This is a genomic window from Flavobacterium sp. Leaf82, assembly GCF_001422725.1.
Taxonomy (GTDB): Bacteria; Bacteroidota; Bacteroidia; order Flavobacteriales; family Flavobacteriaceae; genus Flavobacterium.
Genome location: NZ_LMMA01000032.1, coordinates 677,496 through 701,782, shown reverse-complemented (window position 1 = coordinate 701,782; position 24,287 = coordinate 677,496). Strand labels below are relative to the sequence as shown.

General features: G+C 34.3%; 23 protein-coding genes. 19 read left to right on the top strand and 4 right to left on the bottom strand.

Annotated features, from left to right (window positions below):
* Nucleotides 1-17: 17 nt before the first annotated feature.
* The 12 genes from ASF10_RS17580 (at nucleotide 18) to ASF10_RS17525 (ending at nucleotide 13,465) form a co-directional block, all read left to right on the top strand.
* The gene (locus ASF10_RS17580; RefSeq protein ID WP_056251809.1) at nucleotides 18-3,353 is read left to right on the top strand and encodes a SusC/RagA family TonB-linked outer membrane protein; all 3,336 of its coding nucleotides are present in this window, start codon (nucleotides 18-20) and stop codon (nucleotides 3,351-3,353) included.
* An 11-nt stretch (nucleotides 3,354-3,364) separates the two neighbouring features.
* Nucleotides 3,365-4,684 (top strand): RagB/SusD family nutrient uptake outer membrane protein, encoded by a 1,320-nt coding sequence (locus ASF10_RS17575; protein ID WP_056251806.1) that lies wholly within the window; start codon nucleotides 3,365-3,367, stop codon nucleotides 4,682-4,684.
* 59 nt (nucleotides 4,685-4,743) lie between these two features.
* On the top strand, nucleotides 4,744-5,502 hold the full coding sequence (locus ASF10_RS17570) for a LytR/AlgR family response regulator transcription factor (protein ID WP_056251803.1): 759 nt from the start codon (nucleotides 4,744-4,746) through the stop codon (nucleotides 5,500-5,502).
* Between the two features lie 696 nt (nucleotides 5,503-6,198).
* Entirely contained in the window at nucleotides 6,199-6,843 is a 645-nt protein-coding gene (locus ASF10_RS17565; protein WP_056251800.1) for a hypothetical protein, read from the top strand.
* Between the two features lie 121 nt (nucleotides 6,844-6,964).
* A complete protein-coding gene (locus ASF10_RS17560; protein ID WP_056251797.1) occupies nucleotides 6,965-7,417 on the top strand; it encodes a carboxymuconolactone decarboxylase family protein in 453 nt (150 codons plus the stop codon).
* A gap of 113 nt (nucleotides 7,418-7,530) precedes the next feature.
* Nucleotides 7,531-7,869 (top strand): YciI family protein, encoded by a 339-nt coding sequence (locus tag ASF10_RS17555; RefSeq protein WP_056251794.1) that lies wholly within the window; start codon nucleotides 7,531-7,533, stop codon nucleotides 7,867-7,869.
* A gap of 223 nt (nucleotides 7,870-8,092) precedes the next feature.
* Nucleotides 8,093-9,334, top strand: a complete 1,242-nt coding sequence (locus ASF10_RS17550; RefSeq protein WP_056251791.1) for an RNA polymerase sigma factor — start codon at nucleotides 8,093-8,095, stop codon at nucleotides 9,332-9,334.
* A gap of 189 nt (nucleotides 9,335-9,523) precedes the next feature.
* Complete coding sequence (gene kaiC / locus ASF10_RS17545) at nucleotides 9,524-11,194, top strand: circadian clock protein KaiC (protein WP_056251789.1); 1,671 nt, start codon at nucleotides 9,524-9,526, stop codon at nucleotides 11,192-11,194.
* Nucleotides 11,195-11,200: 6 nt separating this feature from the next.
* The gene (locus tag ASF10_RS17540) at nucleotides 11,201-11,497 is read left to right on the top strand and encodes a circadian clock KaiB family protein (RefSeq protein WP_055092894.1); all 297 of its coding nucleotides are present in this window, start codon (nucleotides 11,201-11,203) and stop codon (nucleotides 11,495-11,497) included.
* Between the two features lie 6 nt (nucleotides 11,498-11,503).
* Nucleotides 11,504-11,803 (top strand): circadian clock KaiB family protein, encoded by a 300-nt coding sequence (locus ASF10_RS17535; RefSeq protein ID WP_056251786.1) that lies wholly within the window; start codon nucleotides 11,504-11,506, stop codon nucleotides 11,801-11,803.
* A gap of 1 nt (nucleotide 11,804) precedes the next feature.
* Nucleotides 11,805-13,061 carry a sensor histidine kinase gene (locus tag ASF10_RS17530; protein WP_056251782.1) on the top strand — a complete coding sequence of 419 codons (1,257 nt, stop codon included), beginning with the start codon at nucleotides 11,805-11,807 and terminating at the stop codon, nucleotides 13,059-13,061.
* Entirely contained in the window at nucleotides 13,061-13,465 is a 405-nt protein-coding gene (locus tag ASF10_RS17525; protein WP_056251780.1) for a response regulator, read from the top strand. Before ASF10_RS17530 ends, ASF10_RS17525 begins: the two co-directional genes overlap by 1 nt.
* A 591-nt stretch (nucleotides 13,466-14,056) precedes the next feature.
* Here ASF10_RS17525 and ASF10_RS24260 read toward each other — a convergent pair.
* Nucleotides 14,057-14,233, bottom strand: coding sequence for a hypothetical protein (locus tag ASF10_RS24260; RefSeq protein ID WP_157849070.1), 177 nt, complete (start codon nucleotides 14,231-14,233; stop codon nucleotides 14,057-14,059).
* 106 nt (nucleotides 14,234-14,339) lie between these two features.
* Between ASF10_RS24260 and ASF10_RS17515 the strand changes: the two genes are divergently transcribed.
* Complete coding sequence (locus ASF10_RS17515) at nucleotides 14,340-16,151, top strand: T9SS type A sorting domain-containing protein (RefSeq protein WP_056251774.1); 1,812 nt, start codon at nucleotides 14,340-14,342, stop codon at nucleotides 16,149-16,151.
* A 47-nt stretch (nucleotides 16,152-16,198) separates the two neighbouring features.
* The gene (locus ASF10_RS17510; protein WP_056251772.1) at nucleotides 16,199-17,686 is read left to right on the top strand and encodes a hypothetical protein; all 1,488 of its coding nucleotides are present in this window, start codon (nucleotides 16,199-16,201) and stop codon (nucleotides 17,684-17,686) included.
* A gap of 89 nt (nucleotides 17,687-17,775) precedes the next feature.
* Here the strand turns inward: ASF10_RS17510 and ASF10_RS17505 are convergent, their stop codons facing one another.
* A complete protein-coding gene (locus tag ASF10_RS17505; protein ID WP_056251768.1) occupies nucleotides 17,776-18,789 on the bottom strand; it encodes a zinc-binding alcohol dehydrogenase family protein in 1,014 nt (337 codons plus the stop codon).
* A gap of 160 nt (nucleotides 18,790-18,949) precedes the next feature.
* Nucleotides 18,950-19,828: an NAD(P)H-binding protein gene (locus ASF10_RS17500; protein WP_056251765.1), complete on the bottom strand. Its 879-nt coding sequence runs from the start codon at nucleotides 19,826-19,828 to the stop codon at nucleotides 18,950-18,952.
* A 141-nt stretch (nucleotides 19,829-19,969) separates the two neighbouring features.
* Between ASF10_RS17500 and ASF10_RS17495 the strand changes: the two genes are divergently transcribed.
* Entirely contained in the window at nucleotides 19,970-20,278 is a 309-nt protein-coding gene (locus tag ASF10_RS17495; RefSeq protein ID WP_241774977.1) for a winged helix-turn-helix transcriptional regulator, read from the top strand.
* Nucleotides 20,279-20,356: 78 nt separating this feature from the next.
* Here ASF10_RS17495 and ASF10_RS17490 read toward each other — a convergent pair whose 3' ends face one another.
* Nucleotides 20,357-21,103 (bottom strand): LytR/AlgR family response regulator transcription factor, encoded by a 747-nt coding sequence (locus ASF10_RS17490; protein WP_056251763.1) that lies wholly within the window; start codon nucleotides 21,101-21,103, stop codon nucleotides 20,357-20,359.
* Between the two features lie 1,069 nt (nucleotides 21,104-22,172).
* On the opposite strand from ASF10_RS17490, the gene ASF10_RS17485 reads away from it, so the two are divergent.
* The 4 genes from ASF10_RS17485 to ASF10_RS17470 are packed head-to-tail and all read left to right on the top strand — an operon-like array spanning nucleotide 22,173 to nucleotide 24,279.
* The gene (locus ASF10_RS17485; protein WP_056251760.1) at nucleotides 22,173-22,772 is read left to right on the top strand and encodes a hypothetical protein; all 600 of its coding nucleotides are present in this window, start codon (nucleotides 22,173-22,175) and stop codon (nucleotides 22,770-22,772) included.
* A gap of 54 nt (nucleotides 22,773-22,826) precedes the next feature.
* A complete protein-coding gene (locus ASF10_RS17480; protein ID WP_198529601.1) occupies nucleotides 22,827-23,495 on the top strand; it encodes a DUF2589 domain-containing protein in 669 nt (222 codons plus the stop codon).
* Between the two features lie 27 nt (nucleotides 23,496-23,522).
* Nucleotides 23,523-23,804, top strand: coding sequence for a hypothetical protein (locus ASF10_RS17475; RefSeq protein ID WP_056251759.1), 282 nt, complete (start codon nucleotides 23,523-23,525; stop codon nucleotides 23,802-23,804).
* A 19-nt stretch (nucleotides 23,805-23,823) separates the two neighbouring features.
* Entirely contained in the window at nucleotides 23,824-24,279 is a 456-nt protein-coding gene (locus ASF10_RS17470) for a DUF2589 domain-containing protein (RefSeq protein ID WP_056251755.1), read from the top strand.
* The last annotated feature ends 8 nt before the right edge of the window (nucleotides 24,280-24,287 follow it).

Below are 24,287 nucleotides of genomic sequence, written 5' to 3'. Positions count from 1 at the left end.
AATCCAAAAACAACCCAATGAAGAATCTATTTTACATGCTGAGTTTCCTTCTTACCTTATCAGGGTATGCGCAGGAAAGGACTATTAAAGGGAAAGTACTTGATGCTAAAGACGGACTGCCAATCCCGGGAGTTACTGTTTTTCTTGAGAACTCTTCTGTATCAAACAACACACAAGAAAAAGGAGTTATTCAAAGTGCCAGCTTAGGAACTGTAACTGATTTTGATGGTGCATTCGAATTTAAAATAAACAGTAATATCAAAAGTCTGCGTGTAACTTATATGGGTTACTTACCGTATACAATCGATATTACAGCACAAAATAATTATACTATTTCTTTAAAATCTGATGTAAGCGAACTTAAAGAAATTGTAGTAACGGGTTACCAAAAGATCGAAAAAAGAAAACTGACATCGGCTGTTGCACAAGTTGATATGGCAGATATTAAACAAGCGGGTGTTGCGAGTTTAGATCAAATGTTAATTGGTCAGGTTGCGGGTGTTGCTGTAACGCAGCAAACGGGAGCTCCGGGAACAATCTCAAAAATCAGGATTCGTGGTACTGCATCTCTAAATGGTGCACAGGATCCGTTATGGGTTCTTGATGGTTTACCTCTTGAAGGAAATGATGTTCCTCAAAACTACGACAAAGACAATATCGATGTATTGAGCAATTTTTCTATCGCAGGATTAAATCCTGAGGATATTAAAGATATTACCATATTAAAAGATGCTGCTGCGACTGCAATTTACGGTGCAAGGGCTGCAAACGGAGTTATTGTGGTAACTACTAAAAAAGGAAGAAAAGGAAGCATGAAAGTAGATTTTAACGTAAATACTTTTGTGACTCAAAAACCTGATTTTTCTAAATTAAACCTTATGAATTCTTCTCAAAAAGTAGATTTTGAACTTTCGCTGGCTTCAAGAGAAGATTTGACTTACAGAGACGCAAACGGAGAAATTTCCCGTATTCTTAATCAGGCTAATGAATTAGGAGCCTATAGATCGGGAGGTTTTTCGTCTCTAAGTTCAACAACACAAAATTCTATCAACGCTTTAAGAAACAATAATACCAATTGGGGTGATTTATTGTACCAAAGTGCCATTAACAAACAGTACTCATTAAGTTTATCCGGTGGTGGAGAAAGGTCTGATTACTATTTCTCTTTAGGCGCATATGATGAAGAAGGTGCAACTATTGGAACTGGTTTTAAAAGATACAACCTTACTTTAAAAAACAACTATGATGTAACAGATAAATTGCATGTAGGTGTTGGTATTTTTGGTACACAAAGCAAGAAAGAATCTTATATTACAGATGCTGATGCTTATACAAATCCATCGAATTATTCTAGAAACGTAAATCCATATTTAACGCCGCTAAATGCTGACGGAAGTTATAATTATGATAAGGATATTAGCGGATATGCAGGAAATTATGTTCCTTTTAATATTCTGGAAGAAAGAGCCAATACCAATTACGAATTAACGACAAGATCTATAAAAGCATTGCTTGATATTGATTATAATATTACGAAAGGCTTAAAAGCAAGTACACAAATTGGTTTGCAGTTTGATAACAATTCTTCTGAAAAATATGCTGGTCAGGAAACGTATTTTACCAGAAAAGAAAGAGAAAAATCTCGTGTATTTATAGACGGTGCTGATACTTATTTCCTTCCGGCAGGTGGAATTATTCAAAATTCTAACACAGACTTTTTTCAGTACAACTGGAAAACTATGGTAAACTACAACACTACTCTTGGCGGAAAACACGAGATAGAAGTCATGGCTGGTAATGAATTAAGAAGAAACAACAGCACTTCGATTGCAACAAAAGGTTTTGGTTTTGATCCAAAAACACTAACTACAACTCAAATCATTTTTCCTAATGCAAATACAGCTGCAAGTGCAAACTGGAGAACTTATTTGAAAAGTGAAAATGAAAATGCATTCGCTTCCTTTTTTGCAACGGCATCTTATACCTATGACAGAAAATATACTTTCTTTGGAAGTGTTCGTTACGACGGTTCAGATTTATTTGGCGTAGACCCTAAATACAAATACTTGCCATTATGGGCTGCTTCTGGTTCATGGTTAGTATCTGAAGAAGATTTCTTAAAAGACAGTTCTGTAATTTCTAATTTAAGATTACGTGCTTCTTACGGTTTACAAGGAAATATCGACAAAAATACTTCTCCTTATGTAGTTGGGGTAAATCAGACAACGGTTATTTTACCGGGACAAACAGAACCTGTTATTTCAGTAAGTTCTCCTCCTAATGATAAATTAAGATGGGAGAAAACAACGAATACAAACGTTGGAATGGATCTTGGTTTGTTCAACAATCGTGTAAATATTGTAACTGATGTTTATGGCAGAAAAAGTACAGACTTAATTGGTTTGCAATCGCTTCCTCTTGAAAACGGTTTCGAATTTACAAACGCTAACTGGGCGCAGGTAACCAATAAAGGATATGAAATTGCTTTGTCTACACGAAACATTGATCATCCAAATTTTAAATGGAATACGACGCTTAATTTCGCTCACAATAAAAGTAATGTTGATCGTATCGAGATAAGATCAAACAGTTATTTACCTTCAAGACAAGGACTCCCGGTTAATGCGGTATTCGCATTAAAAACTGCAGGAATTGATGAAAATGGCTATCCTTTATTTGTAAATAAAAAAGGAGAAACCGTAAACTCACAAACCTTTTTTGCCCTTTATGACCCATATGCAGAATTATTTCCGGGAGTACTTTCTACAACAAAACTTACAGATGCTGAAACAAGAGATTTGTTTACTTATGCAGGAGATTTAGACCCTAAATTTACAGGAGGTTTTACCAATACGTTTAAGGTTCATAATTTTGATCTTACGATTGCAACTACTTTCAACATCAAACAAACTGTTGTAGAGAAACCAACTTTTAACGGTACCATTTTAGACCGTGGTCAAAACTATACTACAGATGCTCTTAATGCATGGTCACCAACAAATACAACCTCAAACATTCCTGGAATTACAAGTGAGACTTCCGGAACTGGAGATTCATGGATGGCGTACCAATGGTATTCAGGCGGAAACCAAATCCAAATGTATAACTACTTAGATACGTGGGTTCACGAAATGAGTTTTATGCGTTTAAGCAGTGTTCGTTTAGGATATTCATTGCCTAAAAAAGCAACAAATACTTTGTATATGGACAATGTTAGATTTAGTATCGAAGGTAGAAACCTATTCGTGATCAGCTCTGATTACAAAGGCTATTTTGATCCTGAAACTTACGGAAATATCTATGCACAACCAATCCCAAGATCAATTTCTTTAGGATGTAACCTAACTTTTTAAAATGATTTAAAATGAAAAATATATTAAAATACGTATTCTTTGCCAGCGTTGCTATCACGGCAGTAAGCTGCGATCATTATCTTGATGTTCAGCCGGTAGGTAAAGTAATTCCGGAAACCTTAACAGATTACAGAGCAGTATTAACAAAAGGATATTCGGCTTATCAGGCTCATAAATCATTATCAGCTTTAAGATCCGATGAATTATTATTGAATGAAGACAATGATAATTCTGTTTTCTATAAAGATATTTTTATCTGGAAAGATGCCAATCCTGATAAGCTTACAAACGTTTTTCCGTATGCAGGATTGTACACCAGGATTTTCTATACCAATGTAATTATCAATGAAGCAAGCCAAAAACTGGCTCCTTCTGCAGAGAAAGATCAATTAATTGGAGAAGCTTATGCGTTAAGAGCCTTAACTTATTTTGATTTGATTAACCTTTTTGGAAAACCTTATAATGCAGCAACAGCAGCAACAGACAAAGGTGTTCCGTTGGCTTTAAAAATAGATCTTGAACAAGCTTATATTCCGGAAAGTGTAGCCGTAATTTATGATCAGATTCTTTCTGATAATAACGAAGCACTAAAATTACTGAATTTAGATACTCAGGCAGCCGGAATGAATTATCGTTTCTCAAAAGTTGCCTTATATACTATGGAATCCCGTATTTTCCTGTACAAAAAAGAATGGGCTAAAGCAATTGAAGCGGCAGATAAAGCAATGACTTATAAAAGTGCTTTGACTAACCTGAATACAACGGCTGTTTTGCCAAATCTTTATACTGGTACTGAATCAATATTAGCACTCGAAGATACTTTTATCAATCTTCTAAAAGGAACTTCATATGTATCACCTGAATTAATTGGAGCGTATAATAAAACAACTGACTTGCGTTTTCCTTTGTACTTTCAGGCAAGCGGAAGCAGGTTTAGATTTAAAAAAGGTGGTGATATCAATCAAAAATGTACGTTTAGAACTTCTGAATTGTATTTGACAAAAGCAGAAGCATCAGCTCAGTTAAGTGATCTTCCAACGGCTAGAACAATCGTATTGTCATTTATCAAAAACAGATATACAGCTGCTGGTTTTACTCAGTTAAGTACATCAATTGCTGACATGACACAAGCACAGCTTCTTGATTTTATAGGTCAGGAAAGACAACGTGAATTTGTTACAGAAGGACAACGTTGGTTTGATTTAAGAAGAACAAATCAAAAACAAATCATTCATACGTTTAAAGGTGAAAATTTCACCCTTATAGAAAATGATCCGCGTTATACGTTGCCATTTCCCCAAGAGGCACGTTTAAACAATCCTGAATTGTAATTGAATCAGCTCCGTTTTTAACGGAGCTTTTTTTTTAACTTTACTAAAAATTATACGTAATGAAAATAGTTATTATTGAAGATGAACATCTGGCTTCAAGCTATCTAAAATCGATATTAGAACAACAAAATATACTTTTGATAAATGAAATAACGGTTCTGAAATCTGTAAAAGATGCCGTTACTTTTTTTACGTCAAATACAGTTGACCTTGCTTTTATGGACATTCATTTAGGAGACGGCAAAAGTCTTGATATTTTTGAACAAGCCACGGTTTCATGTCCGGTTATTTTTATTACCGCTTATGATTCTTATGCCGTAAAAGTCTTCAAACATTTTACCATAGATTATCTTCTAAAACCTTATGAAGAGGAAGAATTATTAGAAGCTTTAAAGAAATATAAAAACATCAAAGAAACCTTTAATACAAATGTAATTGTAGAATCTCTGGTCGAAATCGAAAATCAAAGCAGTATTCAGCATCACTTTTTGGTGAATCACAGAGATAAACTCATATCGATAAATGACACTTCGATTACGTACTTTTTTGCCACAGGAAAACACATGTTTATTTACTCAAATTCCGGAAGCAGTTATTTATACAACAGCAATCTAACCGATTTAATCAATAAACTTAATCCTGCTCTCTTTTTTAAAATAAACCGAAAATATATTATTAACCGTCATCATATTCAGGAAATTGTCAAACATTCGAGCCAGAAAATCGAGATTTTATTAAATGTCGCAATTCCAGATACCGAACCAATTATTTTAAGCAAAAAAGAAATTAATAATTTCAAGAATTGGCTGGATTCATAGAATCTTGTGTGATTTATTTTAAAATATAAAAATTTCTATAAATATGTCGCTCCGCTGGAGCTTTAGCTACAATTGCATTTTTATTTGCTATACATATATCGCTCCGCTGGAGCTTTGACTATGATTACGAATATATTTGCTATAAATATTATAGTCCTCTGGAGCTTTAGATATAATCGCATTCTTATTTGCTATACATATATCGCTCCGCTGGAGCTTTCTTTTTTATTTTTAGATTAATGATAATAAAGTCACCGCGGGACATAATTTTATAGAAAAAGCCCCAGCGGGGATGAAATATTTATAGAAAATCAAAAATCCATGAAATAAAGCCCAATCCGGACGTAATATTTATAAAAAAAAAACAGCGGGGCGAAATATTTATAGAAAATCAAAAATCCATGAAATAAAGCCCCAGCGGGGTGAAATATTTATAGAAAAAGCGGGGTGAAATATATCTCAACTATGTATCTATGTGTTTAATTTTTTTCAAGCAGATCTGGCAGATTGAGCAGATTTTTAAAAATCATTTTAATCTTTTAATCTGTGGCTATTATTATCATACCACTCCGCAATTATACTATGCGGTAATATTCTAAATGAAACGACTTTTAATCTGTGGCTATTAGTTTTTCTTCAATCCTAATTAAATTTATTGATATTTGTAAAAGCACTTCTCTCCTACTTTTAAAACAAATGAAAAAAATAATCCTAATTTCCGTTATCAGTTTAGTCGTTTTTTATCTCATTCGAGAAAAGGTTTACAAACCTTATATGTGGAAAAAAGCCATAAATACCAAAGAACATCAGCTACAATTAGGAAGTTTTATTTTTAGTAAAGAAACCGGCATTAACGGAAGTCAGAGTTACCAAAAATATTATTTTGTATTTAAGGTTATCGAAATCGACGGCGATTATGTCCGACTTTCGGTTATCAGGCAATTGTCACAAAAAGACAATCTAAAAGAATCTGATTTTTCTACCACTTCAGATCAATATAAGAGTTTAAAACAAAATATTAAAAGTCTCACTATAACACCCATTTTATTTGAAGATTTGTATAAAGGCGATGATCCTAGATTTACTATAAACGATTATTTACTGAACAAATATCCGGTTTTAAAGCAATCCCGATATTATTATGAAGACATTCCCGAAGAATCAAAAAATAAAGGTATGCCAAAAAAACCTGATGATTACGAAATGTATTTCAGCATGGTTTATTCTAAAAAAGAAATCATAGAAAACGGAAAACTTATTCCGTGGACAATGACCAATAGCTTTAATAATAAACCTTTATTGTCTAACTATTCTAAAGATATAGATTTAATTATAAACTAAGAATCCTTGTAAAATCAGGGCTTTTAAAAATAATTTAAAAAATTTAATATTTTTTTTGAAAATTTTGTCCAATCTCGAAAGTTCAGTTGTCATTAGGGTATAACATTTAAAATTATACATTATGGAAACTAGAATCAATGCATTCGAAAAAGGACAAAAAGCTTTAAGCACATTATTTGCTATTACAGGTTATATCAAAAAATCAGGACTTGAAAAATCATTATTAGATTTAGTCGATTTTAGAGTATCACAAATCAACAGTTGTGCATATTGTTTAGACATGCACTCCAAAGAAGCTTTGGCAACCGGCGAAACTCCGCAACGTTTATTTGGCTTAAGTGCCTGGAGAGAAACTCCGTATTACACTTCAAGAGAAAGAGCGGCACTTGCGTGGGCTGAAGCTGTTACTGCTTGTGAGGTTCATGATGAAGTTTATGCGCTTGCAAAAACCGAATTCTCTGATGAAGAACTGATCGATCTTACGCTTGTAATCACAACAATTAATACGTGGAATCGTTTTAATCTTGCTTTTCCTAATACTCCGGGAACTTACAGAGTGGGACAATTTGGATAAATAAATTCAGGCTGTCTTTTATCTGATGTAAAACACTAAATTTATATCTCAGATAAAAGACAGTTTTTTTTATTGGATAAAATAACAATCGATAAAATTAAAAATATAAAGTAATGAACGAATTCATATTAATTTTCAGAAGAGATTTTACAACCAAAGAAAATCAGCCTTCACCCGAAGAATTGCAGCAGCATTTACAACAATGGCAAAACTGGTTTGGTGGTCTTGCCGCACAAGATAAACTTGCAAGACCTTTGCAACGCTGGGATGGCGAGGGAAAAATCGTAAGCAAATCTAAAGGCGTAACAAACGGACCTTTCGTAGAAATCAAAGAATCTATTGGCGGACTAATCATCATAAAAGCCAAAGATTATGACGAAGCCGCTGAAATTGCACAAGGATGTCCGGTTTTGAATTTAGGTGGAAATGTAGAGATTCGTCAGGCAATGTAGAATTTAGAGAAAAGAGAATAGAAATAAGAGTCAAGAGCCAAGATTGTAGATTGTAAATCCTATACTCTTTATACAATATTTATTATAAATTACTGACAATAAGACTATACGCAAAAATCTTGTCTCTTGCTTCTATAATCTATTCTCTAAAACTTATACTCAAAAATCTTTACTCTTGCCTCTATATTTTCTCTATACTCTTTACTAAATCTCAACTCAATTTATGAACCAGGAACTAATCCCCAACTTATTTAGAACCGAATATCAAAAAATTGTTTCGGTTTTATGCAATCTTTTTGGTATTCATCATATCGAAATTGCCGAGGATATTGTGAGTGATACTTTTTTGACGGCATCAGAAACCTGGGCGATTAAGGGAATTCCAGAAAATCCAACAGCCTGGCTTTATACCGTGGCTAAAAATAAAACCAAAAACTATTTTAAGCGAAATGAGGTATTCGAAAAGAAAATAGTTACCGAAATAAAATACAACAATTCTCAAAATAATCAGGAAATTGAAATTGACTTATCTGATAAAAATATTACAGACAGTCAGCTGGCGATGATTTTTACGGTTTGCAATCCTCGTAACTCAGACGAAGCACAAATTGCCCTTGCCTTAAATTTATTATGCGGTTTTGGAATCACTGAGATCGCTGATGCTTTTTTATCCAATAAAGAAGTGATTTATAAAAGAATAAATCGCGCTAAAGAAAAACTGAAGGAAGAAAATATTAAGATTAAAAATCCAAATCCCACAGAAATAAAAGACCGAATCGATACGGTTCTTAAAACCATTTATCTTTTATATTCTGAGGGTTACTACTCTACTTCTCAAAACACGACTTTACGAAAAGACCTATGTGCAGAAGCGATGCGTCTTGCTTATTTATTAATTCAGAACGAAACAACGAATTTGCCTGCAACCAATGCATTAATGGCTTTGATGTGTTTTCATTCTTCGAGATTTGAAGCCCGAACAACTCAAAATGGTGAAATTATTTTATATCAGGATCAGGATGAATCTCTCTGGAATCAGGAATTAATAGATAAAGGAACTTATTTTCTGAGCCAGTCTTCAATCGGAAACACGCTTTCTAAATACCATCTCGAAGCTGGAATTGCCTATTGGCATACCCAAAAAAAAGACACGCCTGAAAAATGGCAGCATATTTTAGAATTGTATAACAATCTGATTATTTTAGAATATTCTCCAATTGTCGCTTTAAACAGAACTTATGCGTTGTCTAAAGTAAAAGGCAAGCAAGAATCTATTGCCGAAGCAGAGAAACTGAACTTAACAAATAATCATTTTTATTACTCTTTACTGGGCAATTTATATTCGGGTTACGACAATCAAAAAGCACTTGAACACTTTGAGACAGCGCTTGGTTTAGCCAAAACGATTTCGGACAAAAATATCATAACTAAAAATATGGAACAGCTTTGTTTAAGAAATTTATAATCCTTTGGTTACAACCCAAAAACACGCATTAAAAATTTTATCTTTATTTACCATTATTATACTGTTTAGCTACAATATCTTTCAAAAAAAGATTTAAAAATTCTTTGAACAGCTGTTAAATCTTTAATAAATATTAATTGCTAATATTCTAGGAAAACGTATATTTGAGTAAACAGAATATTAAATAGCGTGCAAGAACAATCAAAATCACATAGTTTTATATTTCCCAAAACTCCTACAGGAGTTGATGGCCTTGATGAGATTACTGATGGCGGATTTCCGAAAGGACGACCAACTTTAATCTGCGGTGGTGCCGGCTGCGGAAAAACATTGTTATCGATGCAATTCCTTATTAAAGGGATTACAGAATATGACGAACCCGGAGTTTTCATGTCTTTTGAAGAACCTTCGGATGATCTTACTTTAAACGTAAAATCCCTTGGCTTTGACCTCGAAAAACTCAAAAAAGACAAAAAACTCGTTGTAGATCACGTAAGGGTCGAAAGATCTGAAATCGAAGAAGCTGGCGAATATGATCTTGATGGTTTATTTATCAGGTTAGGACACGCCATAGATTCTATAAAAGCAAAACGTGTTGTACTGGATACCATAGAATCTCTTTTTGCAGGACTTGATAATCAGGCGATTCTTAGAGCAGAATTGCGAAGATTATTTCACTGGCTTAAAACCAAAGGCGTAACAGCAATTATTACGGGAGAACGCGGCGAAGCAACTTTAACCCGTCAGGGATTAGAAGAATATGTTTCTGATTGTGTTATTGTTCTGGATCATCGTGTTATAGAACAGGTTTCTACAAGAAGGCTTCGAATTGTAAAATACAGAGGATCAACACATGGTACAAACGAATATCCGTTTCTTATTGATGAAGACGGAATCTCGGTATTACCAATTACGTCCTTAAAACTGGATAATGAAGTTTCATCTGATGTGATTTCGACCGGAGTTCCCGGATTAAACGAGATGTTTGAAGGCGGTGGATTTTACCGCGGAAGTAATATTTTAGTTTCCGGAACTGCAGGAACTGCAAAAACCACGATTGGATGTTATTTTGCCAATGAACAATGTAACAAGAAAGAAAAAACAATTTATTTTGCGTTCGAAGAATCACCACAACAATTGGTTCGTAATATGAAATCAATAGGTATCGATCTTCAAAAACACATCAACGACGGTATTTTGCAAATTCATTCTTCACGTCCGTCTCTTAATGGTCTTGAACTGCATTTGCTTACACTTCGCAAATTAATCAGAGAATTTCAGCCTACTACTATTATTATCGATCCTATTAGTAATTTGATTTCTGTAGGTAGCGAACACGAAGTACGCTCGATGCTGGTAAGGCTTATTGATATGCTGAAAGCAAACAATATTACGGCGCTTTTTACGTCATTAAATAAACAAACAGATAATTTAAGACCTGATCTTGCCGAAGAATCTGTATCATCATTGGTAGACACCTGGATTACAGTTCGTGATATGGAAGGAATTGGCGAAAGAAACCGCGGAATTTTTATTGTAAAAGCCCGAGGAATGGGACATTCTAATCAGGTAAGAGAATTTGTGATTACTAATAACGGAATAGAATTACTGGATGTAGAATTAGGGCCTCAGGGAATCCTGACCGGTGCTGCAAGACAATCACATCAATTAAAGAAAACCATATCTGAGATTAAACTTCAAAACGAAATTAGCAGAAAAGACAGAGAGATTGAACGAAAACGAAAAGTTCTTGAAGCTAATATTGAATCACTTAGAACTGAATTCGAATCGGCACAAGAGGAACTAAGTATCCTGAAAGCTACCGAAGAATTACAGGATAAACTAAGTTCTAAAAAATAGGATAAAATGAAGAAAGAAGCTGTAGCCGAATGGCAATTACGATTATATATCGCAGGTCAGACGCCTAAATCTATAACGGCGCTGGAAAATATAAAAAAATATGCCGAGGAACATTTAAAAGGAATTTACAGCATCGAAATTGTAGATTTGCTTAAAAATCCGCAATTGGCAGAGGGTGACCAGATTTTTGCTGTACCTACGTTAGTTAGAAAATTTCCGGAACCTATTCGCAAGATCATTGGTGATTTATCGAATGAAGAACGAGTACTAGTTGGGCTTAATATAAAACCCTTAAACTCTTAAAAAAAAATGGACGATTCATCTGATGGCTCAAGTACAACCAAAAATAAATTTATGCTTTTTGTTTCGGGTATGTCTGTTAAATCAGGTCATGCGATAGAAAACCTCCGTAAAATTTGCGATCAGTATCTAACGGATAATTACGAATTAGAAATTATAGATATTAGCCGTGATACAGAACAAGCAGTAATACATCAAATAGTGGCAATACCCACATTGATAAAAACCTATCCTGAACCAAGGAGGATTATTCTGGGCGATTTATCAGACGAAGAAAAGGTATTAAGAATCCTAAACATACGCAAATAATTTGAAGGACAATAATACAAATATAGAATCCCTAAAAGCCGAAATAGCTTTCTTAAAAGAGCAACTTTACGAATCTAATAGTATTGTTGATGCCATAAAAGAGGGAGATGTTGATGCATTGGTGGTAAATACAAATGGAACGCCGCAGCTTTATTCGCTCGAAACTGCAGATTATACCTTTAGGCTCCTGATCGAAAAATTTGGTCAGGGCGCATTGAGCATTTCCAGAAATGGACTTATACTATATTGTAATGATTATTTTTCTAAGCTTATAGGCTTGCCTGCTGAAAAAATAATTGGAAACTATCTCTATGAATACTTTAATAGTATGGATAATTTTGTTCCAATTATCGAAGCTTTAAAATATGGTATTACGACGCACGAAATTGTTTTTAAAACACGGACTTACAGAAAAACTTTTCCTGCTTATATCGCCGTGACAGATCTTGAACCTACCGTTCAGGGAATTGGAATTGTGATTACAGATCTAACAGAAAAGAAAAAACACGAAGATGCATTAATACGCCATCAAAAGGAACTGGAAGAAAAAATTCACGAATTAAATAGAATTAACGCTAATCTGGAGGAATTTATTCATGTTATATCGCATGATCTTAAAGAACCTCTAAGAAAAATCGTGATGTATAATGGAAGAATAGATGCAAGTTATCTTTCTGAAGGTGATGCAAAATCTATGAATGTAATGAAATCTGCAGCTTTAAGATTAAATTCGCTTGTTGATGATTTAGTTAGTTATTCATCCCATACCGCGCAGGAAGAACGAACAGAAGTTAATCTGGTCGATGTAATAAAAGACGTAACCGATGATCTGGAAATTATAATATCAGATAAAAAAGCAGAAATCAAAATAGGAAAACTGCCAATATTAAAAGCTTCCAGAGTTCAGATGCGTCAGCTTTTTTCTAACCTTATTTCAAACGCCATAAAATACAGCAAGAAAGATAGTTCTCCGCTTATTCAGATTTCTCAAATTGATAATTCGGAAGCTGAAATTCCAAATGAAACGGATCAGTTTATAAAAATTCAGATACAAGATAACGGTATCGGGATGGAACCAAATCATCTTCTTAAAATCTTTACCATATTTCAACGCCTGCATGCCAAAAATGAATATTCCGGTAACGGAATTGGTCTGGCAATTTGTAAAAAAATCATGGAAAATCATTCCGGTCATATTACTGTGGAAAGTAAACCGAATGAGGGCACCACGTTTAACCTTTATTTCCCAATATTATAATGCCACACTTAAATAATCTACATATTATTATTGCCGAAGATGATATCGATGATGCCGATATAATCTGCCATACCTTTACTAAAAACCCGGATTTTGCAAAAGTAAGTCTTGTAGCAAATGGTGAAGAACTTTTAAATTATTTAGAAGATACTTCAAATGAAACTCCGGACATTATCCTTACAGACATCAATATGCCAATACTGGACGGTATCGAGGCATTACAGCAAATTTTGAATAATAATGATTTAAAAACAATTCCGTGTTTTGTTTATTCAACTAGTATAAATCCTGTTTATAAAGAAAAATGCGACTTGCTGGGTGTAAAAGCATATCTTATAAAACCATATTCTATTGAAGGTTTTGATGAAATTCCTAAAAGTATTCTTTCGATAATTGAACAATAACATAAGTTTCTTAGAAGCTAACAAAATACAACAAAAAAATTCATAGATTACTCCTATTTAAAGCTCTTCACAAAGCTGATTTAGTAATCAAAACTATTCTGAAATAACAAAATCTCATACTCCAAAAAGAGCTGGTCTAACGATCAGCTCTTTTTTTGTACTATCCCCATATTCTTTACTAAAAACATCTCTTTACTTCATTTTCATCAAAAGCCAATCTTTTTGCAATTTACTATGCTAACATAGGAAATTACTTAAATTATTATTTTTAGTTTTCTAAAATATAAGATTTTTTTCAATATATTTAGAAAATCATCTTAATTATACTACAATACAAATTTGTTAAAAAAATGAGAATTATTCAATTTTTATCTTATTTGTAAGGTATGTTTTATAAGATTGTTTTAAGATTTAACAGATTGTTCCATTATTATTTCGAAGTAAAAAAAATCCATATTGTGCTCATTTCCATCAAAATACAAGTTTATTAAAATACGTTCTTACATTTTATAAAATTATTCTTACCTGCTCATTTTTTAGTAAAGTAAAAAATAATATCCATTCATGAATTTTATTCCCAATCTAAAATTATCATATGAAAATCAGAAAATTAAAATTACTATTAGCCTTATTTTTTTGCATAGCTTTTAAAAGTTTTGCCGCTCCTTCTCCTCCACAACCACAAGCAATTCCTCCTCCGGTAGGCGATCCGGCTCCAATAGACAGCGAAATTTGGATATTATTCGCAAGTGGTCTTTTGCTTGGCATATTTTTTCTCTTTAAAAATTCAAAATCGACAGCATAATCTATCACTAATGTAAATCAAGATGAAACGCAAAAATCCTACTCTATTACTACACTAAAAGTGAAAGTTATGAAAAAAACAACATTACTTATTTTGATACTGGCCACTACAAAATGTATCTCCCAAATTTATTTTAGTCCCAACGCAAACATGTATGTAAAAAATGAAGTACTATATGTTCAGGGAAACATAAATCTGGACGCATCCTCTAATTTGTATTTAAGAAATAATTCGCAATTACTGCAAGGATCTGCAGGAACTTCTGCCAATCTGGGCAGCGGTGTCTTATCTGTTTATCAGGAAGGTACCTCAGACAACTTTGATTATAATTATTGGTGTTCTCCCGTAGGAAATGCTTCTGCTACTCCCGGAAATGAAAACTTTGGTATTACCATGTTAAGCAGACCAACAACTGTAACTGCTTCGACTGTTGCCACAATTTTACCTGCAACGAATTCTAACGGTACATCCAGCCCGCTTGCAATCGCTTCTAAGTGGATTTATAAATTAGTTAAAGCCACGAATTATTCGCAATGGTTTTTTGTTGGCGGAGCCACAACTCTTGCTCCAGGTGAAGGTTTTTCTATGAAAGGTACAAGCGGAACTGACACTACAGATCCTGAGGGAACTGGAATTACCAATAATCCCGGAAGTGCCCAAAGGTATGATTTTAGAGGAAAACCGAATGATGGTAATATCGTCATTAATTTAGGAGCCAATAATGCAACCTTGACTGGTAATCCATATCCATCTGCTTTGCACTTAAATGCCTTTTTATTAGATGGTTCTAATACCGCAACCGGAGGTGTTGCGTACTTTTGGCAACAGGATAAAACCGTAAATACTCACACGCTTGTAAGTTACAAAGGAGGTTATGGATCATATGCTCCTGTAGATTTGGTTTCTCCGGGTGTATATATACCTGCTTTTTTTAGTTCTTATAATGCAGATGGTTCTGTAAATAATACCGGATCGTCATCCGGAATCGCAATAAACAGAAGATATTCTCCTATAGGTCAAGGCTTTGTTATTAGTGCTATCGCTGACGGAACTGCAACTTTCAAAAATAGTCACAGAGTATTTATTAAAGATGGAACAGGTTCTTCTCAATTTGAAAGAAAAGCACCTAAAGAAGATACTGCCAAAAAAGAAGATTCTGATCCCGAAACTACTGAAGAAGTAGTTGAAGAAGTTTCGCATTTTAAATTCAATACCATTATTGACAATCAATTTACAAGACAATTAGCGCTTGCATTTGTACCAACGGCAACAGATGGAATCGATATAGGCATTGATGCGATGAATATGGATGATGCTGTGCCCAATGATGTAACTTTTTGGGTAGAAAACGGCAGTTATGTAATTCAGGGAATCAATTTTGATGAAACAAAAAAAATAGCGCTTACAGCAAAAGCAGCTACAAATGCTACTTTTAAATTTTATATTCCGGAAGTAGTCAATTTTGACAACTCGCAAATGATTTACCTGTATGATGCGCTTGATAACTCTTATCATGACATTAAAAACGGAACCTATGAAGTTAGCGTTGCGCCCGGAGTTTATCCTGACCGATTTAAGATTACGTTCAAAAACGAGCAAACTCTTGGTACGGGAAGCGAAACCTCTAAACAATTCTTTATCATCCAGGATAATACCAATAGTAAATTACGAGCTTCAAACCCGAATAATTTAGCCCTGAAATCATTTAAATTATATGATGTTTTAGGTAAAACGGTATTGTCTAAAAAAGACCTTGGAACAGATCAAAATTATACTTTTTCGACAAGCGGTTTAAGTAACGGAATTTACATTGCAGAATTCTTAACGACCAATAACGAAAGACTTACTGAGAAAATTGTAATCTCAAATTCAGGCAAATAAATTATATCCTTTAAATAAAAATATACACCAAACTAATATTAGATATTATGATCAACAAACCTACTCTTCAAAATCATAAAAAATTATTATTGCTATTTTTCTTCCTTTTAACCTTAACAGGAAATGCACAAATTGGAATTGGTACTACAACACCAAATGCAAGCTCTATTCTGGATGTTACCTCAACAACAAAAGGAATGCTGACTCCAAGAATGACAACTGCACAAAGAAACGCCATTACAACTCCCGCAGATGGTTTAATGGTTTATGATACTGACCTTAAATTATTTTACTACTATTCAGCAGGAACAGCAACATGGGTACCAATTGTTAGCGGTTCTCCGGGAAGAATTAACTTTAAACGTATAAAATCTACAGATGTTTTGGCAACAGTTTTAGCAACTGAACTTGCTGCCGGAGGAGGATCTAAATATGTTTTGACTTCTAATACCTTATACGAAATAAATGGTACTGTAACTTTTAATTTTCCTATTGATTTAAATAATGCTTATGTACAGGGATTAGATGCAAGTGAGGATGTTATTGTAAGACCTACAGGAAATCTTTTTGAAGGCGCAACCGGAGGAAGTATTCGAGGTGTAACCCTTATTGCTACAGCCGGAAGTGTGTTTAACCTTACCGGAACAAGTCAAAATTTAATTTTCAGGGATAGTATTGTTGCCAACTCTAATTCTGTAGGTACTGTTTCAGGTTTTGGATTGGTATTTTTAAGTATCGTGAATTTTACAGGAAATACAAACGGAATAACCTATACTAATATCACGCAGTTATTGCTAAGTAATACGGCATGGTTTGGTAATAATACAGGAACTTACGAAAAACTGACAGGAAACTTTACATTAGTCGAAAAACAAGGCGGTTTTAGCCAGGTAGAGGGCTCAGCAATAGGCTTTGATGTATCTGCAAACCCTACTGTAAGCGGCGATGCAGTACTGGAATCAGTTGTGTTTACAGGTTCGAATGCTGCGGGATATGTTAAACCTTATACCGTAGGAACCTACACAGGATATAACTTTAATAACAGCTGGAATGTTAGAGCTGCAGGAATACCAACCGAAGCAGATGCAAATGCTGTAGGAGATTTTTCTATGGATTATACAGTTGGCTCTGGAGCGGGTACAACTTTTAATGCATCGAATCCTAGTAATACAGTAAAAGTTCTTGGAAATTCAGCATCGTATAATTTATTTCGATTTGCGTTGGATGCATCGCCAAACGCCAATAACAGATTAAGATATATGGGTAAAAAGAAAAGAATTTTTCAGCTTGCGGGTTCTATTTCTTTTCAGGTACCCGGAGTAGCAGTCTATATCATTTATATTGCTAAAAATGGAGTTCCCTTAACGCAATACAAAATTTATGGAAGAGGGGGAGCAGTAAATGATATAGTCGTTCTTCCCTTAAATGGTACTGTTGAATTATCAAATAATGATTTTATAGAAATATTTGCACAACGTTTCTCAGGAGCAGGCGGTGATATAATAACGCCAAATATGGCAATCACTCTTAAATAATTTAAACATCAAAATCCTTATAAAGTAACCAGAATATAAGTTTATTAAAAGGCTGTCTGTTCGGACAGCCTTTTTTTTGTAATTTTTATTTAAAACTTAATTGCAATTTTTCCAATTGTTTTGCCGGATTCCAGCAATTCATGCGCTTTTTTAAAATTATCAGCTGTAAGCCCAATAAGAGTTTCCTTTAAAGTTGTTTTTAGAGTTCCGTCATCCAGAAGATCAGCGATTTTATTCAGGATATTGTGTTGCTCCTCAATATCGTCAGTTTCAAACATAGAACGCGTGTACATTAACTCCCATGAAAATGAGGCACTTTTGTTTTTTAGTTTATTCAGAGCCACAGGATCACTGCTTCCGGTAATCGATGCAATATGTCCCTGAGGTTTAATTAATTCTACCATCGCATCCCAATACAAATTTGTATCAACAAAATCTAAAATAAAATCTACATATTGAAATCCTGCTTCTCTCACTGAGGTAATTAAATCTTTGTGATTCACTACATAATCAGCACCTTGCTGTTTGCACCAATCCATAGTTTCCGGACGTGATGCAGTTGCAATAACTGTTAATCCGGCAATTTTCTTTGCGAGCTGAATCGCAATTGAACCCACTCCGCCGGCACCGCCAATGATTAAAATAGATTTTCCTTTGTCTTTTTCAGGATCGATTCTGATACGATCAAATAATATTTCCCAAGCCGTTAAACCTGTTAAAGGTATTGCTGCGGCTTCTTCAATACTTAGTGCTGTTGGTTTTTTGCCCACAATTCGTTCATCAATAATCTGATATTCAGCATTGCTTCCTTGTTTTGTAATATCTCCCGCGTAAAATACGGAATCTCCTACCTCAAACAAACGCACCTTTTCTCCTACTGCTTCGACAATTCCTACTGCATCCCAACCAATGATTTTTGGAGTATCTAATATGGTATCTTTTGCACTATTCTGGCGAATTTTATAATCAACCGGATTTACGGATACTGCACTAATCTTTACCAATAAATCACCTGGACCCGGAATTGGCTTTTGGGTTTCAAATTCTATAAAACTCTCTTTTTCAGTTATTGGTAATGATGTTTTGAATCCTATAGCTTTCATATTTATAATTTTTAAGGTTCTAGTATTACAAAGATAATGGCTCCTTGAATTTTATAAATGGTATAAGTTGATCGTATATCTGTATAATTTTGTCAACGCGAAATCATTTATTTTAGAAACAAAAAAAGAGCTGATTTAGAATCAGCTCTTTTTATAAAAATTAGAATTTAGCAGCAAATTCTTTTGCAAAATCTTCCAGTTTGATCTTTCCATCAACAGGGAACGTATCGCTAAAAAAATGTTCCTGAATTTTTCCGCTTCTTAAACCTGATCCCATTTCCAGATACAATCCGGCAATTTCTTCCGGTAATCCGGCTTGTTTCATTCCGTCGAGAGATTGCTCATCTGTAAACTCAACCCATGGTAATTGCGGTTTGTCAATTGCTTCCCCTAAAGCTTTTGCCACATCAGTTGTGGTGCGAACGTCACTTATAATATAACGAATATTTTTACCTGAAGGTGATTTTTGCAATTCTTCGGCAGCCGCAACCGCAATATCTTCCGGATGTACAAAAGGAATTGTTGCTGTTGCCTGATAATTGGCACCTATAATTCCTGCACCTTTTATCAAAGGGATATCATTATATAAGTTCGTGTAGAAAAATCCGGCACGAAGAAAAGTAAGCGAGACATTTTGTATTGTTTCGTATATTTTTTCGATATTATAAAGTCCTGCAATTGGTCCGTTTCCTGTTGGTAAATCTGCACCAATACTACTTAACATTACCACACGCTTTACTCCTGCTGCTGCTATAGCTTCTGCTAAGGCTTTACCCGCAACTGTTGTATTGGCAATAATATCAGATCCTCCTAAATTGGGCGGAGTCATAGCAAAGACAGCATCAGCTTGTGCAAAGGCATTTTTCAAAAAAGCAACATCATTTACAGAACCTATTGCTGCTTTTGCGCCAAGGGCTTCAATAGCTTGAGCTCTGTCATTATTACTGCTTATTACGGTTACATCATGTCCGGATGCAACTAATTTTGTGGTTAAAGGTTTTCCAATATTTCCTAATGAACCTGAGATTGTAATTTTCATATCTAATTATTTTTTTATTATCTGTAACAAAGGTATATTTGTACTTACTTTTATACAAGTACTTACCCTAAAGTATGCTCAAATGACAGCGATCAAAGAATCATCGACAATACAGGAAAATAAGCAATATGCCTTAGAAAAATGCCCTGTAACCTATGTAATGGAAAAATTGGAGGATACTGGAAACCCATTATTATATACCATCTTTCTGGCGGAAGCAAACGCTACAGCGAGCTAAAAAGAGCGATTCCTGCAGTTACAGAGAAAATGCTGATCCAGCATTTAAAACAACTCGAAGCAGATAATCTGGTTATTAGAGAAGCAAAACCTGTTGTACCTCCTTATGTAACGTATAGATTAAGTAATGCCGGAAATGGTTTGATGCCCGTTATTGAAGCAATGGCAATATGGGCTTTTAAAGATAAAGAGAACGGATTTACCGAATCTTAAATTATTAAGAATACATTTTAAAAATAAGAAACCGCTATAAAGAGTATTGTCTTTTGTAGCGGTTTCGTTTATTTTAGTCTATTTTAAAATGGAATAATGATCTCCAAATTTCTCCCTGAATCTTCGGCTCATCGACACCGTTTTACCGGATAATAATTCGATATGACTGTCAGAAATATGAATTCGTTTTATAACATTCAGATTTACCATATGATTTCGGTGTATTTGTATAAACTGTTTATCTGGTAATTTTTGCTGAATTTGTTTCAGTGATATTTCGACCAAAAATGATTCATCTTTGGTAATAATCGACGTATATTTTCCTTCTACATAAATATATTCGATACAATTGAAAGATACTTTTACCAAAGTGTCTCTTTTTTTGATCAGGAAAAAACCATCCATTAAAATTGCTCCTGACTGACTGCCCGAAAACACACCTTGCATGCCCATAAATTTCTCGATTGCAAGTTCGATTGCAAATTCTAATTCCAGAACATTAAAAGGTTTTATCAAATAACAATATGGGTTTGTAATTCTCGCTAATTCAAATGTCTTGCGATCTATAGAACTGGTTAAAAAAGCAAAAGGTTTTAAGGTAAACTGGTTTTCATTTATGCGTTGCGCGAAAACAATGCCGTCCGGTTTTCCGTTCAGGTATACATCTACAATAACAATATCAGGTTTTTGGGCATAATAATAGCCTAATGCATCTTTTAGATTATTGGCAATAGCCGTAACCTCATATCCTCTCTCTTCAAGTGCTTCTTTTAAGGATTGAGCCTGTAATGTTTCATCTTCTATAATTAGTATTCTTATTTTCATAATATTTTTATCTTTTTGAAAGTTATAAATGCACGGATTACTACACCTGTCTTTTTCAATATCATTAACCCGATATTTTTAGGTATTTATTAAAAAATCATGCTGGAATACGTGCTTTTTGTTTCGCATTTTTGATTATACGATCTTTCAGTGCTGTTTTAAATTATTAAAAAACAGCATAGAAAAACCATGCAAAAAGTGTTTGCGAGACTAAAAAGTAAAATATAAAGAGGAAAACTCTGCTGAAGGATCTCAAACAAAAATGAAATTAAGCAGTAAAAAATGGGGAGATGCCGACAACAATCTTCTAAAAAAGTTATAGCGCCATAATTAAATAAGCAATTTGTATCCTTTTTTAGAAAATGGTCATAAACACATAATTGAAATAATGGCAGGCGTTTTGACTTTAATCTTCGCATAAAGTCAATTTTAAATAAATATTACTTCAAAATTCAACAGTAAACTATTGAAAATAAAACAACTAATTTCTATTTCAGTATAAATAACATGTAATATCGAGCCTTGTAAGGTTTCCTCTTTTTAATGTAATGTAAATCATAAACTATATTAAATCAGGAATTTAACTTCCGCTTTTAAGCATATTCTATAGTTATGATGGTAACTTCTTCATTGACTCTTAAACCATTTACTAATAAAATGGAAGTGGCAAACAAGTTAAATCTCCCGCGGGTTCGCACAAATTCCTTATAATTTCTGTTTTAAAAAATAAAAAACGTTTGCCCTTAACCACTCTGAATACCGCACTTCTATAATGCTGTTTTAATCGAAATCGAGTACTTAAGCAAGTAATCCGGTTTAAATCCGTCATTTTTAGGGAGGATGTGAGAACCCTCCTTTCGATACTAATTTCTTTAATAGTCATAATTATGATTTGTTTTGGGGTTATACAATGCCTAAAAATAAGAAATAAAAACCTACATAATCCATATTAAACCACTCATCCCTAAATATTTACCACTTGTGCCATTAGAATAAAAAAGTCTTACATACGGAAGTAATATTGTCCTGTAAATCATTGATAATCAATTATCAAATAAAAATAAGGAATATGAAACCATCTATTAATGAAATCCAAGCGGTTCTTACCAAAAAGGGATATGCTTTTTTTGACCAGAACAAACCTTATAATCTGAATATTATAGGGATTAGAAGTAAAAATACAATCGCCAATTCTTTTGATGATACGTTGTGTTTAGTCTTTAGAGACGAAAGCCTTAATCATCAAATATTCACTTTTGCCGCTACTACAGATCCAGGGCTATTTTGGTTAAAAAATCCATTGAATGTAAGCGGAACTGCCATTTTAGTACCTGGTCAGTATAAAGGTTCACACCAGGTTGGACTTCACAAAGGGCAATACGAAGCTTTAGTACAAAAGGCTCCTGTTAAAGTATGGAGAGATGCTAACAAAGACGGCGTTTTAGACTTTTCAGGAACGCAGCACGAAGGGATTTTCGGGATCAACATTCATCGCAGTAATCCGGACTCAGAATCACAAACGGTCGAAAAATGGTCTGCAGGATGCACCGTTTTCAAAAAAGTTGCTGATTTTAAATTCTTTATGGGAATCTGCAACAGATCAAAAAATCTTTATGGCAATTCTTTCACCTACACTTTACTGGAAGAGGCCGACTTTATCACAAATTAATAACACTTAAATAATTTTATTATGAACATTGGAGATCAATTTAAGGGACTTCCTATGGAAGACCTGATCGGTGGACCGTTATCAGCGGCTGTAAAATCGAATACCGATTTAGCCAAAGCTACAGCAGCGTTTATTAACGACATTGGTTTTGAAAAAGTAAAAGATGCAGAAGGGCTTATTATTCCCGGTCCTGCACGAATGGTAGATTTTGTTTTTGAACGTCCCGGGATTGACAAAGAAGGAAATGCTACAGTTGAAGAGGTTAAAATGAAGGTGCCGATGCTTGCCATTGTACCTATCCCAAACCTGCAAGTAGATTTAGTAGACATCACTTTTGACATGGAAGTTAAAAGCTCTACGAAATCTGTTGAATCATCTGCTTCTAAAGGTGAGTTTAGTGCAACGATGAGTGCAAAAATAGGGTTCTTCTCTATCAACGCAAGCGTATCCGGTTCTATTTCATCAAGTAAAGAAAACACCCGTTCGACAGACCATTCTGCAAAATACCATGTAGAAGTAAAAGCGACCAATCATGGTTTGCCAGAAGGTTTGGCAAGAGTGCTTGATATTATGAATGATGCCGCAAAACCACGTCAGATTATGGCTTATAAACCTAACGCTGATGGTGAGATTGAAAGAGGCGAAGACGGTAAACCTAAAGAACAAGGTAAACTGGTGAGCGCAGATGGCTCTGACGTAACGCCATCTACAGAAAAAGAGTAATTGATTAAGTAATCTAACACCAACTGTATGTTACCAGATAATTCACAAAAGATCACGATCGCAGATATACGATATATAAAAAAAATAACAGTTGGTTCTATAAACCCAAGTGCACCTTTTACTGAAGAAATGCGGGAAGATCAGTTGGTGTTGCTTAACAAATGTCTTTCTCAACATCCTAAGGGAGTAATAATTGGCAAAGACATCTCGATTGGGAGTTTTAAGCTGGGCGAACACGAACTTAACATGCAAAGCACTACGTATCATGTAGGTTTTACAAGAAAGCCATATTGGCTGGATGAAAAATAACATTTAAAAAATTGAAACCATGTCACAACAAAGATTTGACCATTTACTACAGGCAATCCACAGTGCAGTATTACGCGCTCAGGAATTAACCGAAGAGCAGCATATCATGCAAATTGCAAAATATTTTGACGAAGATGGAAAACCAATTGTACAAGAACTTCATGTACCAACCCTGGATCCTGATGATGATCCTAATGCAATGACGACCTTAAGCGTTCCGCTATTGAGTCTTTTACCGCCATCGGCAATAAAAATTAAAGAACTCAAACTAAAGTTTAAAGTGGGATTAGGCAAAATCAAGGTAGAACAAGGTGATAGTAAAAATGGACCAAGCCTGGATATTGACATGGGCGGCGGCGGCGGAATTTTTGGAAAAAAACAAGCCACTGCAAACGTTGAAATCACATTTGAAGCCGGTGATCCTTCAGAATCTTTTTTAAGAATCAATGATTACCTCGTGAAAAGTGTGGTATAATATTAATT